At 35.5% G+C, this 17,392-nt stretch carries 19 protein-coding genes; all 19 read right to left on the reverse strand.

What is annotated here, in order from left to right; all coding sequences use genetic code 11:
* Position 1 precedes the first annotated feature (1 nt).
* On the reverse strand, positions 2-736 hold the full coding sequence (locus EUBREC_RS16250; protein WP_012744360.1) for a LytR/AlgR family response regulator transcription factor: 735 nt from the start codon (positions 734-736) through the stop codon (positions 2-4).
* A gap of 280 nt (positions 737-1,016) precedes the next feature.
* Complete coding sequence (locus EUBREC_RS16255) at positions 1,017-2,459, reverse strand: hypothetical protein (RefSeq protein WP_015517468.1); 1,443 nt, start codon at positions 2,457-2,459, stop codon at positions 1,017-1,019.
* Positions 2,460-2,531: 72 nt separating this feature from the next.
* Positions 2,532-3,716: a DUF6947 domain-containing protein gene (locus tag EUBREC_RS16260; RefSeq protein WP_041254362.1), complete on the reverse strand. Its 1,185-nt coding sequence runs from the start codon at positions 3,714-3,716 to the stop codon at positions 2,532-2,534.
* A 191-nt stretch (positions 3,717-3,907) separates the two neighbouring features.
* Complete coding sequence (locus EUBREC_RS16265; RefSeq protein WP_012744364.1) at positions 3,908-5,098, reverse strand: DUF4885 family protein; 1,191 nt, start codon at positions 5,096-5,098, stop codon at positions 3,908-3,910.
* A gap of 190 nt (positions 5,099-5,288) precedes the next feature.
* The gene (locus EUBREC_RS18125) at positions 5,289-5,429 is read right to left on the reverse strand and encodes a hypothetical protein (protein ID WP_306718539.1); all 141 of its coding nucleotides are present in this window, start codon (positions 5,427-5,429) and stop codon (positions 5,289-5,291) included.
* Positions 5,430-5,659: 230 nt separating this feature from the next.
* The gene (locus EUBREC_RS16275; protein ID WP_012744366.1) at positions 5,660-6,400 is read right to left on the reverse strand and encodes a hypothetical protein; all 741 of its coding nucleotides are present in this window, start codon (positions 6,398-6,400) and stop codon (positions 5,660-5,662) included.
* Positions 6,401-6,415: 15 nt separating this feature from the next.
* Positions 6,416-7,315, reverse strand: coding sequence for a hypothetical protein (locus tag EUBREC_RS16280; RefSeq protein WP_012744367.1), 900 nt, complete (start codon positions 7,313-7,315; stop codon positions 6,416-6,418).
* Between the two features lie 146 nt (positions 7,316-7,461).
* Positions 7,462-8,211, reverse strand: coding sequence for a hypothetical protein (locus EUBREC_RS16285; RefSeq protein ID WP_012744368.1), 750 nt, complete (start codon positions 8,209-8,211; stop codon positions 7,462-7,464).
* Positions 8,212-8,342: 131 nt separating this feature from the next.
* On the reverse strand, positions 8,343-9,086 hold the full coding sequence (locus tag EUBREC_RS16290) for a hypothetical protein (RefSeq protein WP_012744369.1): 744 nt from the start codon (positions 9,084-9,086) through the stop codon (positions 8,343-8,345).
* 13 nt (positions 9,087-9,099) lie between these two features.
* Complete coding sequence (locus EUBREC_RS16295) at positions 9,100-10,053, reverse strand: hypothetical protein (RefSeq protein WP_012744370.1); 954 nt, start codon at positions 10,051-10,053, stop codon at positions 9,100-9,102.
* A 22-nt stretch (positions 10,054-10,075) separates the two neighbouring features.
* Complete coding sequence (locus EUBREC_RS16300) at positions 10,076-10,447, reverse strand: hypothetical protein (RefSeq protein ID WP_306718540.1); 372 nt, start codon at positions 10,445-10,447, stop codon at positions 10,076-10,078.
* 120 nt (positions 10,448-10,567) lie between these two features.
* On the reverse strand, positions 10,568-11,605 hold the full coding sequence (locus EUBREC_RS16305) for a DUF4885 family protein (protein WP_012744372.1): 1,038 nt from the start codon (positions 11,603-11,605) through the stop codon (positions 10,568-10,570).
* Between the two features lie 59 nt (positions 11,606-11,664).
* A complete protein-coding gene (locus EUBREC_RS16310) occupies positions 11,665-12,603 on the reverse strand; it encodes a hypothetical protein (RefSeq protein WP_012744373.1) in 939 nt (312 codons plus the stop codon).
* Between the two features lie 62 nt (positions 12,604-12,665).
* Positions 12,666-13,211: a hypothetical protein gene (locus tag EUBREC_RS16315; protein ID WP_012744374.1), complete on the reverse strand. Its 546-nt coding sequence runs from the start codon at positions 13,209-13,211 to the stop codon at positions 12,666-12,668.
* 63 nt (positions 13,212-13,274) lie between these two features.
* A complete protein-coding gene (locus tag EUBREC_RS16320; RefSeq protein ID WP_015568069.1) occupies positions 13,275-13,586 on the reverse strand; it encodes a DUF3879 family protein in 312 nt (103 codons plus the stop codon).
* Between the two features lie 261 nt (positions 13,587-13,847).
* The gene (locus EUBREC_RS16325) at positions 13,848-14,483 is read right to left on the reverse strand and encodes an SdpI family protein (protein ID WP_012744377.1); all 636 of its coding nucleotides are present in this window, start codon (positions 14,481-14,483) and stop codon (positions 13,848-13,850) included.
* Positions 14,467-14,745 (reverse strand): autorepressor SdpR family transcription factor, encoded by a 279-nt coding sequence (locus EUBREC_RS16330; protein WP_330367474.1) that lies wholly within the window; start codon positions 14,743-14,745, stop codon positions 14,467-14,469. The genes EUBREC_RS16325 and EUBREC_RS16330 overlap by 17 nt, the downstream gene beginning before the upstream one ends.
* 529 nt (positions 14,746-15,274) lie before the next feature.
* Positions 15,275-15,943 (reverse strand): hypothetical protein, encoded by a 669-nt coding sequence (locus tag EUBREC_RS16340; RefSeq protein ID WP_012744380.1) that lies wholly within the window; start codon positions 15,941-15,943, stop codon positions 15,275-15,277.
* 191 nt (positions 15,944-16,134) lie between these two features.
* On the reverse strand, positions 16,135-17,391 hold the full coding sequence (locus EUBREC_RS16345) for a sensor histidine kinase (RefSeq protein ID WP_012744381.1): 1,257 nt from the start codon (positions 17,389-17,391) through the stop codon (positions 16,135-16,137).
* Between the last annotated feature and the right edge of the window lies 1 nt (position 17,392).

Raw genomic sequence — 17,392 nt, forward strand, 5'->3', positions numbered from 1 at the left:
CCTATGAATTTTTCTGCAAAAATTTATTTACTTCTTCTCTAAAATCGCTGCTTCTCTTTTGCGCAATCTGGAGTTCTTTTCCATTATCCATATAAATAATAAAACCCTTTATTTTTTCAATATGCCTTAAATTAACCAGATTTCCTCTGCAATTCACAACAAAATCATAGGGCTGCAGTTCCTCAACCAGTTTTTCAAAAATGCAGTCATACTCATATGTGATATCAGACAACGCTATCAGTACTTTTCTTGATCTTTTTATGTATTCAAAATATAAAATGTCCCTGAGTTTCAATTTAATCGACAGATACTCTTTCCCATTGCTGTCCGTCACTTTATAAAAATCCTTTTCTGCTCCGGTATCCGGCAGTTGATCCAGCAGTTCCAACATCTGCGTTTCCAATTTATCATATTCCAATGGCTTACATAGAAATGAAAATGCGTGAACTTCGTTAATGACCTGCATACAATATTCTTCATAACTCGTAATATACACTAATTTCACATCCGGAAATTTTTCTTTCAATGTTCTCCCCAGTTTAATACCATTCAGTTCTTCCATCGAAATATCTAAAATTCCGATATCAATGTTGCTGATATTTTCAAGCATTTGATTTGCAGACACAAATTGCTCTATATGATAAGCAATCTGTTGGCTTGTAAAAATCTTATGCAGCATAGTCACTGCACGCTCAAGATCTGCCATATCGTCATCACAAACAGCAATTTCCAGCATATTACTCACCTTCTTTCTATCTTCCTACTATATCGGTAATTTTTATTTTTCCATTAAATAAATATAAAGTACTCTGCATATTATCTAAATAGGCTCTAAATAAATATCATATATATAGAAAATGTGCCATCATCTTGACGGCACATTTCCTATATTTTCCCCCCAAATTATATTGCTACAGTATAGAATACCATTGTCTGTCCATACTATCAGCTTCATACTGATATGTAATCAACTGATTCATGTCTTTTAAACCCGCCATTTCTATTAGGTTCTATCATTATATTATAGTTTTCATATTTTTATAGTATCCTGCATTATCCATAACACTATTATTGCCAGATGTACCCACAGTACTTACCTCAGAGTCCGAAATATTATACCCTGCCTTAAATGCAAGAATATCCTCCAATCCATATTGATTTTTATAATCCGTCAGCATATAGATATTATCTCGTATTTCCTCATATTTCGCATTGGCTTCCTGGGAGTTCATTATTTTACACATTTTCTCTGGAAGTCCGGTAATCTTCCCATTGTCATCTACGTTTATATCGTCAAATGAATACTGTCCATTTGTTGCTTTCTGAATGAACTGTTCCACTTCATAGTAAGCATTTACTAATCTATATTGTGTGTTAGAAATATCTGCTGTCTGAATATATTTTTCCCACATATCATCAGCAAAATTTTCCGATATCATATTTTTTATCTGTTCTTTGTTTTCTTCTGTAATGTCCCCGTTAATCGTAATAGTTCCAGATACATCTATTTCAATTTTCCATGATGTATCTGGCAGTTCAATTCCTTTTTCATTTGCTATTCTTTCTATTTCTGCATAAAAATCGTTTTTTATATAATTCGACTTCTCTGCTCTCTCATAATCAGATAAATTGGCAAATATTTTCACATATGCCATTTCCGACACACTTAACTGCTCCCCCTTTTTCATCTTATTTAATAATTCTTCTACACTATCCGTTCCCGAATATTTTTCATCTTCCGGCAACGCTTCAAATTGCATCTGATGTAATTTGTCAATTTCGCTTTGATATGTTTTTTCATATTTCTGCTTTATTGCATTTTTTTCTTCTGAATTATCTGCATTTGCTATTTCTTGTGAGTGCTGCACATTACTACTTGAAGTATCCCTGTTTTTCGTTTCCGTAATTTTTATTCTATAGGAACCTTCCCCGGAATCCGATGTCATATTGGAATTTTCTACTCTGATCACATAATCTGATGTAACGCAGTCCCAATTAGGTACCGTAAGCTGTTTATTACCATGTCCATCATCTGTCGCTATTCCAATCTGATTGCCATATAAATCGTACAATACTAAATTATATGCCTGACTATTCTTGCTTTCCAATGAAATCGTTATCTCTGAAGATATACCCATTTTAGAGTAAAAACTTTTTTGCGGATAAGAAAAAGAATAGTAATCTACATCATATTTTGAATCGATTGTTCCCTCTAAATAACTTTCATTATTATGCAACAATGTTCCTATATCATATGTACTGTAATAGCGATCTACCTGATCATCGTATTTCGTATGCTGATGATAACTATCATTCTTATTTGTTTTGGCATTTTCTATTAACACCGTTTGCTCATTTAATTCTTTCATCGGCGATTTAAAACTTTTTGCTGCATTTCCTGTCTCATATATTTTACTATCTACTATTCCGCCACCTATATAATGTACATAGTGTCCCATCTTATCGTCACCTCTTGGAATCCACGGATTGTATAAAAATACCATCCGTAATTTATTTATCTTTCTAAATATTTAGCCCACTATTATTCCGAAAGGAACTAAATAATCCAATGTCATCTGTGTCATTGTAGTGCAACTAGCATTTACATAAGAAATACCACTTACCCAATGTACTGTAACAGATGTTGCATAGTTTCCATCAATTGATCCTGATGGTGGATTATTGTCAACCAAGTCACTCCACCAACCACCTGTTTGTGCTAGTTTTTTTGAATAACTAGCAGTTGCTGGCGTATAATAATAGTCAATGCTTGATGCGTATGTATTATTAGCAAATGCTTTTGATTTATCCGAAAATTTCACACCTGTCAATGCATACTCATCTTCACTTCCACTAGGACAATTAATGGTCAATGTTTGCGTACTTGCTGATTGGCTAGATGAGCTTCGATTCCACTTTATTGTTGTATAATGTGTAAGATCCGAAAAGGTTGTTGTTTGTGCTATTGGCAATGGTTGTCCAGCATAATATCCATAATGATAACCGGTAGTTGCTGTTGCATCTTTTACCTTAAAAACAATATAATAATTTCCATCAATAAGACCTAAACTAATTACCTTATTCGACGTTCCTGCAATCGTTTTAGTTGTTGAATAATATCTGTCAAAATAACTGGTAACTCCCGCCTCATCCGATGAACGATATATTAAATTTATATCATTGTCAAAAATAAATACATTAACATTAGATTCTAACATAAATGTAATATTATTACAGTCCTCATCCGAAACAACACATTGATAATAATGTCCCTGATTTTCATCATATGCAGAATCATTCAGATACCCCTCTCTTAATGCCGAATTATAGTTGCTCTGACCTTTTGGATTCAGTAAGAAACCAGACATTACAAACCCTTCTGATGTTTTTGCATATGTACTAAAAATTTCTGTATTCGATGTCCATTTCTGATCAGAGAAATTATATTCCATCGTGCTTGCACTCCACATATATTTATTTGACACCCTTCTTGTATCTGCATATGCACTTGCTCCATCATTTGTTGCATCCGTAAAGTCACAAGTCACTTCTTCGGTTGCAATTTTCGATTGTAATAATGTTAAATCCGTGTCGTTATCTTCTGTATTGAAATGTACTTTATTGCCATTATCAATACTTGCCGCATTCGCTACTGAGACATTTCCTAACAGCAAACATGCTGCCAATAATATTGTTGCTATTTTTCTCTTTTTCATGAATAATTCCTTTCTGTTCATAGTTCTTTATTTTATAGTTTTTTGATTTATATAGATTCATTATTAAAACGCTTTCCCTCCCTCTATTGTTTATTTTTTAATTTAAAAATTTCGAATCATATATTTTATCTAAAAAACTATATTACTATACTTGACACACTTCCCTATATTTTTTCAAAAATATTATATTTCTAAAGTACAGAATACCATTGCCTGTTTGTACTATCAGCTTCATATTGATATGTGATCAACTGATTCATGTCCTTTAAACCACTCTTTCCATATAAAATGCTTAAAGTCATATCCGGCACATTGTTCCATCCTTTAGTTGACATAGTTGAAACCAGGTCATGTATCCAATTCTTCATTTGCTGCTTGAACTCTTTCGGAACTTTTCCAGAATCTTCAACAGCCTTATCCACTAAGTCTAATATATTCTCTCCTGACTCCGTATAATATGTCCCATTTTTTTCCTCAAGTTTGTCTAATCCATATCCTGTATAACTATAAACCTGATGATATGCTTCGTATTTCATCTTTGATTCCTCTGTTACTTGAGAACTCTCACAGCCATCTTGTGTTGAGCAATAATAGATATGCTTATAGAGATTTTTCCCATTATTACCTACATTTAAAGCATTCTGCATCAACACCTTTGTTTCTTCATCCACGCCATCTACCGTTATCTCGTAACTGTATGGATCGACAGTAAAAATACAATCTTCCGTAATAGAAGATGTGTCTACACCAGCCTGCTTTAAAATATTTGAAATCTGCGAATTTACCAATGCTCTTTCAAATTGGATTTTATCCGAATCTACACTGTCGCCGTCCACTTCAATTCCCCTGAACAAAGAATCCTGATAATTTACACCATTTATTTTTCCTGTCCGGCACATCTGCATCTCATAATTATATGCAATCCTACGTTCTGTATCAGTCAGATTCGTCTCGTAATACTCTGAACTCTTATCAAAATACTTGGAATGAATATAATTTTCAGGGTTAGAATGTGTTTTTGCTTCTGCAGCAAGCTTAGAATACTTTTCCGTTAATGCTGCCCTAAATGCTTTACCTGTACTCATATATTCACTTGTTTTCGCATTAATCTGTGTTCCTGCATTCTCAATGATCTCTTGATTCGTTTTTTTTGCTGAAGCTATATAGGACTTTAAATCAATGCTGCTATCAATACTTGTATTATGTGTTCTTCCACTTGTACTTTTTGTCAGTTTTTCCTTTCCTGATGCACTTATCGTTAAAGTATCTCTTGTGCCTCTACAACCAGTGTTTTGACTGCTTGCCGCTTTTTGTTGTTGACCAAACAGAACATTAAGCAATGACTGATTAGCATTTATTCGGCTGTTAAAAAATATATTCATAATATCACAAACCTCCTTATATATATCGGATTATCCTAATCTTTCACTATCTCAATAATCACCGAATCTGTCATTGATTCCTGTTTCATACGAATACCATCGTGTAAATACAGACATATTACTCAGGAAATTTTTGACTTTAGAATTGTCTTTAGTATCCGAATAATAATCTTCCATTAAATCCCATACATTACGGATTTCGCCTTCCGACCTGATTTCTGAAATCCGAATTCCATATACTGTTAAAATCAAAACCACCGTCTAACGTAAGGCTGGAATTTGCTTCGATTTCATCACAGTCAATCCCGCCCAATTCCCATTTTTCCGTCATTTTCCAGGCAGATTCTCTCAATGCCGCATTGGTGTCATTGCATTGATAGTAATAATCTGAATTATAATAAGTCCAATCACTGTGATCATCAGAATAGTATTTTTCCTTAAACAATGCCAGTAAATCTGTACCATCCTCTGCAATAAAAGTACCATTCTTTGAAAACAGATTTGATATCTGCTGATTTACAACACTCCTATTTATAAACCATTATTTTAATCGCACGCTCTTTACGCTTTCATATCAAAATTGTCTTGTGACATTATATTTTCATTCATACCACCAGTTCTTTGTTCACTGTTTAATGCTTTTCTTGCATCACAAAAAGCCTCATAATACGTCGATTTTAACGCCGAATGTACCTGTGACTCTGCTTTTGTTTCCTTTTCTTGCCAGCCTACTCCCTCTGTATATGTCAGAACTTCTTCACCACATTCGTTATATACATGAGCTGCTGATCCTGTTCCCTCTCCCTGAAACTCTGCCTCATATGGTATCCCGAACAAAATACAGAGCCATTTTTTATCAGCTTTTTCAACTTCTTTCATTGCGGACATATTGCCGGAATTCATTGATTGATTAAATTTTCCAATTAAGGCTGCCCTGTTCGGTGCCACTTTGCTTACTTCCATCTTACGCAAATTCATAAACGCATTTCCCATATATACGTTGTCCTGTGCATCTTTTTTTGCCAGTTCAACAATTTTCTCTTTTAAAGAATCCGTTAATTTCCATTTGTTTTTTTCAGAAGATTTAGAAACTTTTTTATCCGAAGTGCCCCATAATTTTGCTGTGCTATAATTATTTGATACCTCCATTTTATGGTAACTCCTTTCTTCATTATTTGAAGTTCTTCCAACTATGCTACCTGTTGGATTTCTCTCAGCATCAATATGATATGTAACTTTATTTGCAAACCACCATACTGATATCATCTTTTGAATTTTGACACTCAGCAATAACCATTGCATATTTCCATCATAATCCTAAAGTGCATACATATGTTGTAATTTACTCAACATATTACTTACTCTGCCTTCAACAGCTTCTGGCTGATTCCTTAATTCATACCTGCTTCCATAGTAATCATTTAAACGGTCTTTCATCTCATTACAAAATAATTTTTGATCTGTTTTACCATTTAAAAACTGATTGCAGATACCACTTATCTCTTTCTTCTCATTTGTATAAAAAGCTGTCTCATCTGAGATTATTTCTGACTTGTACTTATAAGATTCTGTTTTGCTTCCAATTCCAACAACCATGTAATCTGGTGTCATTCTCTCCATGATGGAATTACGTGCTGAATCATTAAAATGAACATATTCGTCAATCATGTCTGAAAAACCTGCTTGTAATTGCTCTGGAACATACATTTCATTTACTTTTCTTAGCCCCGCTTCACTTGCACTTAACAAAAATACAGATTCATAAGAAGTTCCTCTATATCCCTCCTGAGCATTCAAAGAATCTACATCTGCTGTCATTGCATTAATCTTCTCTTTTAAATCTTTCATTTCATCTTCTGTCAAATATTCAGAAGCATTTTCGTCCAGCCATTTTTCAAAAACCTCTGACTGATTTTCCGAACAGCCTTCAAACGCACTTTGTTCTCCAGAAATGGAAGTTGCTTTCAAATCTAATTTGAATAAATTTTCACATTTGTATTCTGCTGGTATTTCTTTTATCTCTCCATTGATTGACGAAAAATGCATTGCCTGAAAATCTGAGACTTTATCACGAGCAGTCTCAACTAACTTTCTTGCTGAATCACTGATTTTCACATCATCCTCCGAAATAATATTCTGAGGAACAGTTGTTTTCTTCTCAACCTTATTTTTTATCATTTCTGGATTATTAATATACCTATTTCCTTGAACTTTCATGGTAACCTCCTTAAGTTAGTCCACACTTTCTATACTTCTTTATCTATCTTGCTCGATGTCAAAGAACCTGCATCTATTTTCAGGTAATCTACATCACTGTCATTGCTCAATGAACCAATTTGATATTTTCCTTTTACCGAACCCTCTTATGCCTTAATATCAAAACTTGATCTATCAGGTGCAGAAATACTCACAGATTCTGCTACAAGGCTCTGTGTCATACTTTTTACATCATTACCAGTTACGGATAAGGTATAATCACCCGTTTCTTTTCCTTCTGCCGATTTTTCTGCACGTTTCTTTGCAGCTTTTTCTTCCTCTGCTTTTTTAGCAGCTCTTTTTTCTTTTATCTTTTCCTCTTTTTCTCTGATCTCTTTTGCCTTTCGTTCAGCATTCTCTTTCGCTATTTTCCCATCTGGATCATTTGTACCAGATATTGCCACCGAAATATTTCCGTTTGCATCAATCATATAACTCAGATTTGTCAAAGTGCCCAAACATCCATTCACCGCACTTTTTGCACAATCTGGAATGGCTGCTAAGTTTTCCTCCAGATACTTTGCTTTTTCTGGATCATTCATACACTTCTGTAAAAATGCACTTGAAACGGATACTGTTGTCGGAACCCCTTGCATTGAAGTCGTTCCCGTATTCATATAATGGTATTTTCCTTGCAAGTATTTTGAATAATCATTTACATTGCTATACCCTGTCTTAATCTGCTCTGTTTTTGTCACACCGGGACGTGATGTTTTTAATTCAACTGTACTTGTTGTCACGTTGCCATCTTTTGTATTTGTACTATCCTTTTCACTATCTGTTTTTTTTACAGTATTCTTATAATTTGAAGCATAATACGATGTGTAACTGCTGTTATTGATACCCGTAATTGCCATAATCCTACCTCCCTGTTATTGAAACTTAAAATAATTTCTATTATATTGAACGACTTGGATATTTAATTTCTCTCAGCCTCAATATGATATGTAATTACTATTTTTATTTGTAAATCATAGTACTAACATCATCAAATCTTAATGCTCATCAATAACTGCTCTCTATTAGGCTGAATCATTGTATATTTCTCCTTAAATGAGGTAATTGCACCATACATTTTCTCAGTTAAATTTTCTGGGATTTCGTCCTTTCCCCTGGTTTTTTGCTCCTCAATGTAAGCTGATGCCAAAGTTGACCTTGTGGTAATTTTTGAAATTTTATTCATTTCTTCACCAATAATTCCACGGGCATGCTGATTGGTTGTCTCCATTGTCACAAAGTCATCCACTGTTTTTTTATATGCAGCATCTAAATTGCTTAACTCTTCATCCTTTGTAAGCTTACGAGGTCCATTTTCATCAGCTACATATATTTCTCTGGTTCCATTTTCATAGCCCTTCACAATTTCATCATATAATTCTGCGTATGCTTTAACATAATTATTTGCCTTGTCAGTAATATTTAAGGCACTTTTTCCTGTATCAACATTTTGATTCTGCTGTGCTGCCTTCTTTTGAATTTCATAACTATAATCAATATCACTGATTTTTTTACTCGCTAACAGTTCCTTTCTTTGAACCACATCATCATATTTTTCCTGTCCACTCTGCTGTATACGATTACGATAATACTCCAATCCCTCATTAGAAATCGAAAGCTTCACTGATTGCCCCACTGTATGTTTTTCGTTTGTCTGACTATTTCCTTTCTGTACTTTATCAGTATTTTTTTCCATTATTGAATTCGTATTATTCATGTAATTAAATATTTTCATATTGTCACCTCTTTCAATTATTCAAATATCCCTGATCCAGTTCTTCTTTCGACCAGACTCTTTCATACGTTCCACCAATTTCGTCAAAAACCTTTTGCCATGTAGAAAATTTATGGATTTCCTCCATGCTATCCTTGTTATTCTGAAGCCATTCATACAGCTTTTCATACATAGAACCAGAAAACCGGACACTCCAATTGTTTTTATAATTTTCATTGTCACTGTATGACATTCCATCAGCTCCTATGGATATAATTCCCTGATCTGTCCGTTTTGCCATTCCTCTAATCTCTAAATCAGCCCAGATAAAACCTTCTTCCCGACTCTCAATTAAATTAGGGTATTTGTCAAAATACATCTCCGCTAATTCTTCATACCTCTTCCGATCCGCTTCATTTTGCAGAAGAACCTTGCCACCTCTGCCTTCCTCACCGTCTTTTACTAAATACTGGATGCCGGTATCTGAATGTGTATTTAATGTAAATCCCTGCAAAGTCTCCACATCCAGCGAATCTTTATCCATTACATTCTGCAATGCATCTTTTAATTCATCATCTAATACCAGGGCATCGTAACTCATCGTTCCATGCTCAGAAATCAAAAACTGCTTTCCTGTTGTTTCATCCTGTCTTATTTTTATATCAGAATAGGAAAATGCCCCCAAACGCTCCCCGTCTTTATTGTATATATCAAAACATTCAGCTTCATTATCGGGTACGATTCTATAATTTTCGGATTCGTACTCTGAATATTCCTGTTTCAAAGTATTTATCGTTTTTCCTGACAGTGCCAGATAAGAATCCATCACTGTACTTTTCTTAGCACGATTGATATCCGCTCTACTGCTAATATCCTCCTTATCCACCGTCTGAGCCAAAGTGTCAGCCCACTTATTCTGGTTCCGATTTGGTTTTAGGTTGTTATAACCTGTTGAATAACGGCTCTCCGCTCCTATACTTCCAATCATTTTTTAAATTCCTCCCGGCATTTTATTCTCTTATTTTAGATGCCAGTACGGTATAAAATTCTTTTTCCTGCTGCAGATATGCTGCCCTTTCCTCTGTAACTGCTGCCAACGGATTTTCTATTCTCTCCAATACTTTGTCGATAGCTGCTAAACAACTTTCTTTCGTTTCACCAAAAATATTGTCATCACCACCTGTCAGAAAATCCTGCTCTACCGATAGCTGCGTTAATATACTGGTTACATCCGTCTGAAATGGATTAAAACCAGTTTCTTCCAATGTTTCCTGCCATGCTGCCTTGACACTCTGCGGAACTGTCTGAAGGTAATAACCACTCATATAAGCAATCTGCTTTTTGGTTTTTTCGTCTGCAAACTGATAGGTTCTGTTATTCACTTTTTTTGTACTTTTTCCTTTCGATGGAATATAAGACCAGTTTGGTTCTCCATTACTACCAGAAGTAATTAGCTGTTCCCTTCCAACTGTTCCTATATTTGAAAAAGAGATTCCCATTAATCACACTCTAGCTTCAAACATACTTTGGCTAACACCTTTCATCCACATATTCTGTGCTGCTCCATATCCTTTTTCCTGCCCTATATCATACAATCCACTGCTGTCAAAGCCTATTTTTAATACCAAATCATTTTCTTTCTTCCAGCCATTTTTAGCATATTGCAGCCATCTCTTAGAATAAAGTTCATACCCTGCACCATTTTTAGATTTTTCCTTAAACAATGCAAGTAAATCTGTACCATCCTCTGCAATAAAAGTACCATTTTTATATGTCGCATTGCGTGCATCATACCCGGTTGTCTCATACACTTCATGCCATAAAGAATATTGGTTTGCCTTTGTCATATTTGCCTGCGAATTAACAATTTCATTATCTGCATCATGCATACAAATCCACGCATGCGTCCAAATATTTTTTGCATTATCTCCTTCATTCAGCAATTTTTCTATCTGCGATAATATATCTCTATCTGCATTTCCCGACACCGTTAGTTGATATGTATATGGGTCAATAGAAAATACCAAATCTGCCTGTTTTGATATTGATATCCCATTCTTTGAAAGTAGATTTGAAATTTGCTGATTTACAACACTTCTGGCATACTGTTTTTCCCTGTCAGTATTGCGTACATAACCAACACTTCTTGAACCACCTGTATATACATCCTTGTAATTCCTTAATGCATAATCATACCGGGCAAATCCAGCCGAATATTTTCCTCCTGTTTGTAACATTCTTTTCTCATTGCGGTAAGCTATGGAACGCTGATCTTCTGTCATATATGAGCAAAAATTAGGTGAGGTCACATCACAATATTTTGATTCGATATATGCCATTGGATCAGAATGAGACAAATTTTCTTTGTACACTTTATCATAATGCTCCTGCAAAACTTTTTGTACGAAACGATCCTCCTCTGTAAGTCCATCATATTGATATCCTACAGTTGTATCAGCGCTGGAAGTATTGGGCAGGTTGTTTAAATCCCTGCCCGCTGGAATGTTATTATAATAGTCAGAATTATTTACAGTAACCATATTATCCCCCTGCCTTATATAAGTCTTATAATCTGTATCTTTAAATTCCTCCCGGCATTTTATTCTCTTATTTTAGATGCCAGTACGGTATAAAATTCTTTTTCCTGCTGCAGATATGCTGCCCTTTCCTCTGTAACTGCTGCCAACGGATTTTCTATTCTCTCCAATACTTTGTCGATAGCTGCTAAACAACTTTCTTTCGTTTCACCAAAAATATTGTCATCACCACCTGTCAGAAAATCCTGCTCTACAGATAACTGCGTTAATGTACTGGTTACATCCGTCTGAAATGGATTAAAACCAGTTTCTTCCAATGTTTCCTGCCACGCCGCCTTTACACTCTCCGGCACTGTCTGAAGGTAATAATCACTAATATATGCAATCTGCTTTTTGGTCTTTTCATCTGCAAACTGATAGGTTCTGTTATTCGCTTTTAACTGTTCATATGCCGCCTGCGCCTCACTATTCGCTTCTGACTCATACCAGCCATCTTTATTTTTGCTATATTTCATACCATTGACCGTAAAATCTTTGGAAGTGTCTATACCCAGATAAGACATAACATCCGTAATTCCTTCTGTATACCGGGCATATTCCTCCTTTGAATGTGCTACAGTAGTCATTGTCCCACCTGCATTTCGCAGCATGGATGCCAATGCATCTGCCATTCTCTGTGCTTTTACATATGATTGTGTATCATACGGATTATCTCCACCAGAAACCTCTACTCCATGCGCCGTAGCCGTAATCACATGACCTCCATTAACACGGATTCTTTGCCCTTCCGCAATATTAACAGAATTATTCTGTCTGCTAAGTGACGAACTCTTCGCCAATTTTATAGGTGTTTTTAACACTTGAACCAAATCTTCTACCGGATTTAGTAAGTGCTGCGACATCGCCTCATTATAGGTTTCCTTATCTTTAATAGCTGTATTTTTGTAATTAGATGTAAGTCCTCTTGTATTAGGATTAATATAACTTGATATTGACTGCATTGTCTCAATCTCCTTCGTTTATTCTAAATTCTCTTTTCCTTCTATGTCCAAATAACTAAGCCTTATTTATACTTACTATTTGTATTTGGCAAATCAAGATAAGCATCCATACTTTTCGTCCAAAGCAACGATAAGTCAAACCTTCCCAATTTGTTTAAATCTTCTATGCTTTTTTTGAACATTGAGATAAAATCTCTTCTGTCGTTAAGTCCCATATTACCAGCTTCAAGTGGCAGAGACGTGAAACCTCCCTGCTTTTCCACTTTGTAATGTGCCTCCAATGCACGCATTTCGACTACTGTAGCATTTGATGGATTAACATCATTGATATAAATTCTTTGCTCAAACTCTTTCCCGTTTTCATCCACACCTTTCGCTAACACCACAGGATTTTCATCCGTCGAATCATCCGCATATTTAAGACAATAAGAAAGACCTGTACCATTACCTCCTGTCCACAACATATTATCTGTTGTAAATATCTGATATACCTTCGGTGTTTCTGCCGTATAAAATGTCTTTTCCCCAGATGCAGGAGTTTTCATTTGATTACCTTTTTGTTGACCATATGATGAAGATACGGTATTCAGGCTAGAACTAATGTTCATATTTTTGTTTCTCCAATCAGCTCAAAATTTTCTCTTTTTAATTATTCAAATATACCTGATATGTTAAATTTTAGTATCAAGCGTTGCCTGTGCAGGAGATTTCCCCGACTCTGCCAATTCTCTTGTAACACTATCTAATGCACCATCTTTGATTGGCTTACCAATTTTCCAGTTAGGATCAGCCTTTTTTGCGGCATCATAAAATGCCTGTCTGTAAATTCTCTCATATTTTTCAAGCGTATACCCGGCAGCTTTTAACTGGGACTGAACAGAACTGCTGTTCAACTGAGACAACTGAAAACTGCCTATTACATTTTCTCCTGATGTCCCGAATGTTTTTTGAAATAAAAAAGCATAATCTGTAATCTTTGACATAAAACATCCTCCCATCTCTATTCCAAAAAATTATAACTTTTCCAATGTTAATAATCTGCTCAGTTTCTCTATTTCCTTTATCGGATAAAATAACCTGTTCTCTTAGCCCCATCTCATCAAACGACCATATTACGCACACAAAGACCATACATTGCATAAATAAAATATATACCACCTGCCATCGGTAGTTTCTCTGGATGAATGACGAAAAAATCAGCGGGCATATTACCCGCTGATTGAATGTAAAATGGAATAACATAATTATGAAATTATCTTGCGGTAATACAGATAAGAATAGATTACCGGTAAAATGCAAGGGACGAGAATAAGTACAATAAGTATCCACATATTTTGGAATGGTGCTGTAACAATCATGATAATCCCACCGATCACCATGCATTTTCCTCCAAACCGATGCGTGCGATACCAGTTTTCCGGATCGCATAATGCCCACGAAATCCGAAATCCAATCGTATAGTTTGGCTTTACTTTCGGTATAAAATTTCCCAAAATCAGATAAAAAACTCCGATCATCAGACCACACAGGAATCCCATATCCAACTGATATCCTAAATTATATCCATAGAGTACATTACAAACGAAAAGCGATAACAATGGAATAATCCATAAGATAACAAAGTATACTTTTTCACTGATATTTTTTACTTTAGGATCAATATTCATTGCAATCACACTCACTGCATGTCCCAATAACATAATGAGCGGAAGTCCAAACACAGCGAATGTTTTGGATGCATACCCATTTGGTTCATTATTTATTCCCCAATGTGTTGCCAGCGAATCCGGTAATTGATTCCACAATAGCAAGCCGATAAAAATCGGAAACAGCGTTATAATTGATGTGAGTAATATCATTTTTTTATGTTGTCTGATCATAGTCATCCTCTCCTTTTAATTCACTAATCCATAAAATAATCTCCTCAAGCACAGATGCATTGAGCTCATAATAGATAAATTTTCCCTCACGTTCATCACGAATCAGATCAGCATCCTTTAAAACGGACAGGTGGCGGGAAACTGCTGCATCTGAAACCGAAAAATGATTGCAAATCTCACCGGCTGACAACCGTGAATGTTTGAGCAGATTAAGTATCTCACGCCTTGTAGGATCGGCAATCGCACGAAGCGTGTCTTGCATTCCCAAGTCTATCCCTCCTTCATTTAACATTTAGCTTAATTGTTAAATGTATTATAACACAATCTTTTCATTTTTCAAGAGATTTTCTATCCTATGAATGTTGAATGTCTGTCTGATGATGTCTTTTCTGTGTCTGTATATAATGCTATCCCGCAGTTTCTGTCCCGAAACACTTGTCTATAATATAAACTTTCCTTACTTTATTTTAATTTTATTTAAAAGTCATTCCCGTTTTGCTTTAAGAAAACAATATATCAAGTAAGCGATTGCTAGGATGATATTGATACAAAAAACAACTCCCATATAAACAAGAGGACTTTCAAAAATATAATCCATGTGATTGGTATGATATCCGTTTCCAGAACTAAATCCAGTTATTGAGTCAATATATTGAACAATAATTGAAAGGAACGGAAGTGTACTTAAACCCCATATACTAAAAATTATTGTTTTTATAGCAAAAATTTTCCATGAAAAATCTTTCATTAAAGTCACCTCACATATTAAACCTGTTATCTTACCTATATCCTTACACTTTCCTATCAAAAGACGTTTTCTCTTCCAAATAGTTTGGCAGTTCTTTCACTTCTGAGCTTTGGGCATTCTTTTGCGTATGGTATTCATTAAAGTACATTCCGTAAAATTCTCTTTCCTTTTCCCGCTCAGCCGGAGTTCTTTCGCATCCCCATCCATAACTATCTCCCAGATAGGTCAACACTTTTGTTCCTTGATAAGAAATGTCGGCACCATATCCTTCGCCTGTCAGAATCGGACATTCCAGTGTGCCTCCTCCCGCCAGAGCAAACTTCTTTTGCGCAAGGTTGTTATTTTTCCCCTCTGCCCTCTCCAGAAAATCGAGCAATGATAATTCTCCGATTCCTTTGCATTTCGGATTACCATTTTGACTTTTTACCGCATTTTTAGCCTGCTGATATAATGCCTTTCTGTCAGGGGATACATCGGATATGTATTCTGCACATAACCTTGTTCTCTGCCTGTGAATAGATTCTAATTCCGTTTTACTCGTAGTGTTGGCAGCTCTCTGAGCCAGTTCCTTAATCTCAGAGACAAACTCTGCCTGTGACTTATTGCTTTTCCCTGTACTTGGAATCATAGACCAATCAGGTTCTCCACTTCTCAGCGATACACTATATTTTGTAATGGCAGAACTCGTTGCATTTGAAATCAAAATTCCCATAAATTCACCTCATATTTTCTACCTTCTCTGCATATATTTTAACCTCTATATATACTTATCCATTTATCATATTCATTCTTTAAAATTCTCATAACATACTTATTTCCTCTATTTTTTTATCGGATAAAATAACCTGTTCTCCTAGTCCCATATCATCAAACGACCATATTACGCACACAAAGACCATCTCTTTACAAGATAACCACAGCCTTAAATTCATTTTCATCGCAGGAAAGCACCATGTCGCCGCCATATTTATCCACAACTGCTTTTACATTTAACAGCCCAATGCCGTGATGATCCCCTCTTTTGCTCTTTATCGTGTCATTTTCAATTTCCACCTTTTCTGTCACCGGATTTCTCACCGCAAATATCAGTTTATGATCTTCGCACTCTAATTTCAGATGAATGACCGCTTTTCCGGTATTTTTCAGTACCTTTTCACTCTCCCGGATTGCATTATCCAATAAATTAGAGAGCAGAATCACAATCTCTTCCTCCTCCAGACAGATCTCCTGCAAATCCCCTACTTTTAGGATCACTGCTATGTGTTTTTCCTGCATACTGCGGTATTTCTGGTTTAAAATAGCATTCACCACTGGATGATTTGTGTTGATTGCCGACATCTCGACAGCTATGCTCTCTGTCAGCTTCTGCGTAAAGGAAAGTGCCTCATCTGTGTGTCCATTCTTTATCAATGTCTGGATCGTGGAAAGCTGATTTTTATAATCGTGCATTTTTCTTCGCTGACGCTCATAGATTTCTTCCCGATCCTGATAATCTGCAATACGATTTTTCTGATTTTGTTCCGTAAGTACCGCAATTTTTATTCTCTCTTCTTTTTCAATGGTATTCTGCATGAACTCCATAAGGATAAGGTTAATCGCAACCAGTCCCACCGAAAGAAATAAAAATACATTCTGCATATCATCGTTTTCTGAATAAAACATAAGAATGAAACCGACCACCGTAAATACAGGAACACAGAAAAACTGTAACCATTCTTTTCCTGTAATCAGACCGCAGCTTTTTCTTGTCTTGCTAAATCTTCTGATAAACAACATCAGAATGATAAAAACCGTCTTTGATATCAGTGCCTGTAAAAACCATTTTTCTTGGATTGAACCTCCTCTTCCCAGCAAAACAGTCACATAATCAATCAATACAAGCATTGTATAGTTGATGATTGAAAACAAAAAACTCTGCCGGAAGGAGACCTCATAATAAGCCAGATTTAGGAAAGACATAACCAGTATAATCGGGATACATTTTAACATTCCGATCCATGCCCCTGTGACTGCTGCCAGATAAAGCACTCCGCAATAAACAAAAAATCTATATCTGTTCCTATATCCGCCATCTCTTTTTTCCATAAAAGTATCAAAAAAGTATAGCGTTCCTTTTACTTCCAGCATTTCCGCAATAAATGTCAATACCCAGAATGTCATG

The sequence above is a fragment of the Agathobacter rectalis ATCC 33656 genome (assembly GCF_000020605.1).
GTDB classification, from domain to species: domain Bacteria; phylum Bacillota; class Clostridia; order Lachnospirales; family Lachnospiraceae; genus Roseburia; species Roseburia rectalis.

What these genes read in the sequence shown, in the direction of transcription:
- EUBREC_RS16250 (WP_012744360.1), bottom strand. Translation starts at nt 736, where the DNA reads ATGCTGGAAATTGCTGTTTGTGATGACGATATGGCAGATCTTGAGCGT.
- EUBREC_RS16255 (WP_015517468.1), bottom strand. Translation starts at nt 2,459, where the DNA reads ATGGGACACTATGTACATTATATAGGTGGCGGAATAGTAGATAGTAAA.
- EUBREC_RS16260 (WP_041254362.1), bottom strand. Translation starts at nt 3,716, where the DNA reads ATGAAAAAGAGAAAAATAGCAACAATATTATTGGCAGCATGTTTGCTG.
- EUBREC_RS16265 (WP_012744364.1), bottom strand. Translation starts at nt 5,098, where the DNA reads ATGAATATATTTTTTAACAGCCGAATAAATGCTAATCAGTCATTGCTT.
- EUBREC_RS18125 (WP_306718539.1), bottom strand. Translation starts at nt 5,429, where the DNA reads ATGACGGAAAAATGGGAATTGGGCGGGATTGACTGTGATGAAATCGAA.
- EUBREC_RS16275 (WP_012744366.1), bottom strand. Translation starts at nt 6,400, where the DNA reads ATGCAATGGTTATTGCTGAGTGTCAAAATTCAAAAGATGATATCAGTA.
- EUBREC_RS16280 (WP_012744367.1), bottom strand. Translation starts at nt 7,315, where the DNA reads ATGAAAGTTCAAGGAAATAGGTATATTAATAATCCAGAAATGATAAAA.
- EUBREC_RS16285 (WP_012744368.1), bottom strand. Translation starts at nt 8,211, where the DNA reads ATGGCAATTACGGGTATCAATAACAGCAGTTACACATCGTATTATGCT.
- EUBREC_RS16290 (WP_012744369.1), bottom strand. Translation starts at nt 9,086, where the DNA reads ATGAAAATATTTAATTACATGAATAATACGAATTCAATAATGGAAAAA.
- EUBREC_RS16295 (WP_012744370.1), bottom strand. Translation starts at nt 10,053, where the DNA reads ATGATTGGAAGTATAGGAGCGGAGAGCCGTTATTCAACAGGTTATAAC.
- EUBREC_RS16305 (WP_012744372.1), bottom strand. Translation starts at nt 11,605, where the DNA reads ATGGTTACTGTAAATAATTCTGACTATTATAATAACATTCCAGCGGGC.
- EUBREC_RS16310 (WP_012744373.1), bottom strand. Translation starts at nt 12,603, where the DNA reads ATGCAGTCAATATCAAGTTATATTAATCCTAATACAAGAGGACTTACA.
- EUBREC_RS16315 (WP_012744374.1), bottom strand. Translation starts at nt 13,211, where the DNA reads ATGAACATTAGTTCTAGCCTGAATACCGTATCTTCATCATATGGTCAA.
- EUBREC_RS16320 (WP_015568069.1), bottom strand. Translation starts at nt 13,586, where the DNA reads ATGTCAAAGATTACAGATTATGCTTTTTTATTTCAAAAAACATTCGGG.
- EUBREC_RS16325 (WP_012744377.1), bottom strand. Translation starts at nt 14,483, where the DNA reads ATGATCAGACAACATAAAAAAATGATATTACTCACATCAATTATAACG.
- EUBREC_RS16330 (WP_330367474.1), bottom strand. Translation starts at nt 14,745, where the DNA reads ATGCAAGACACGCTTCGTGCGATTGCCGATCCTACAAGGCGTGAGATA.
- EUBREC_RS16340 (WP_012744380.1), bottom strand. Translation starts at nt 15,943, where the DNA reads ATGGGAATTTTGATTTCAAATGCAACGAGTTCTGCCATTACAAAATAT.
- EUBREC_RS16345 (WP_012744381.1), bottom strand. Translation starts at nt 17,391, where the DNA reads ATGACATTCTGGGTATTGACATTTATTGCGGAAATGCTGGAAGTAAAA.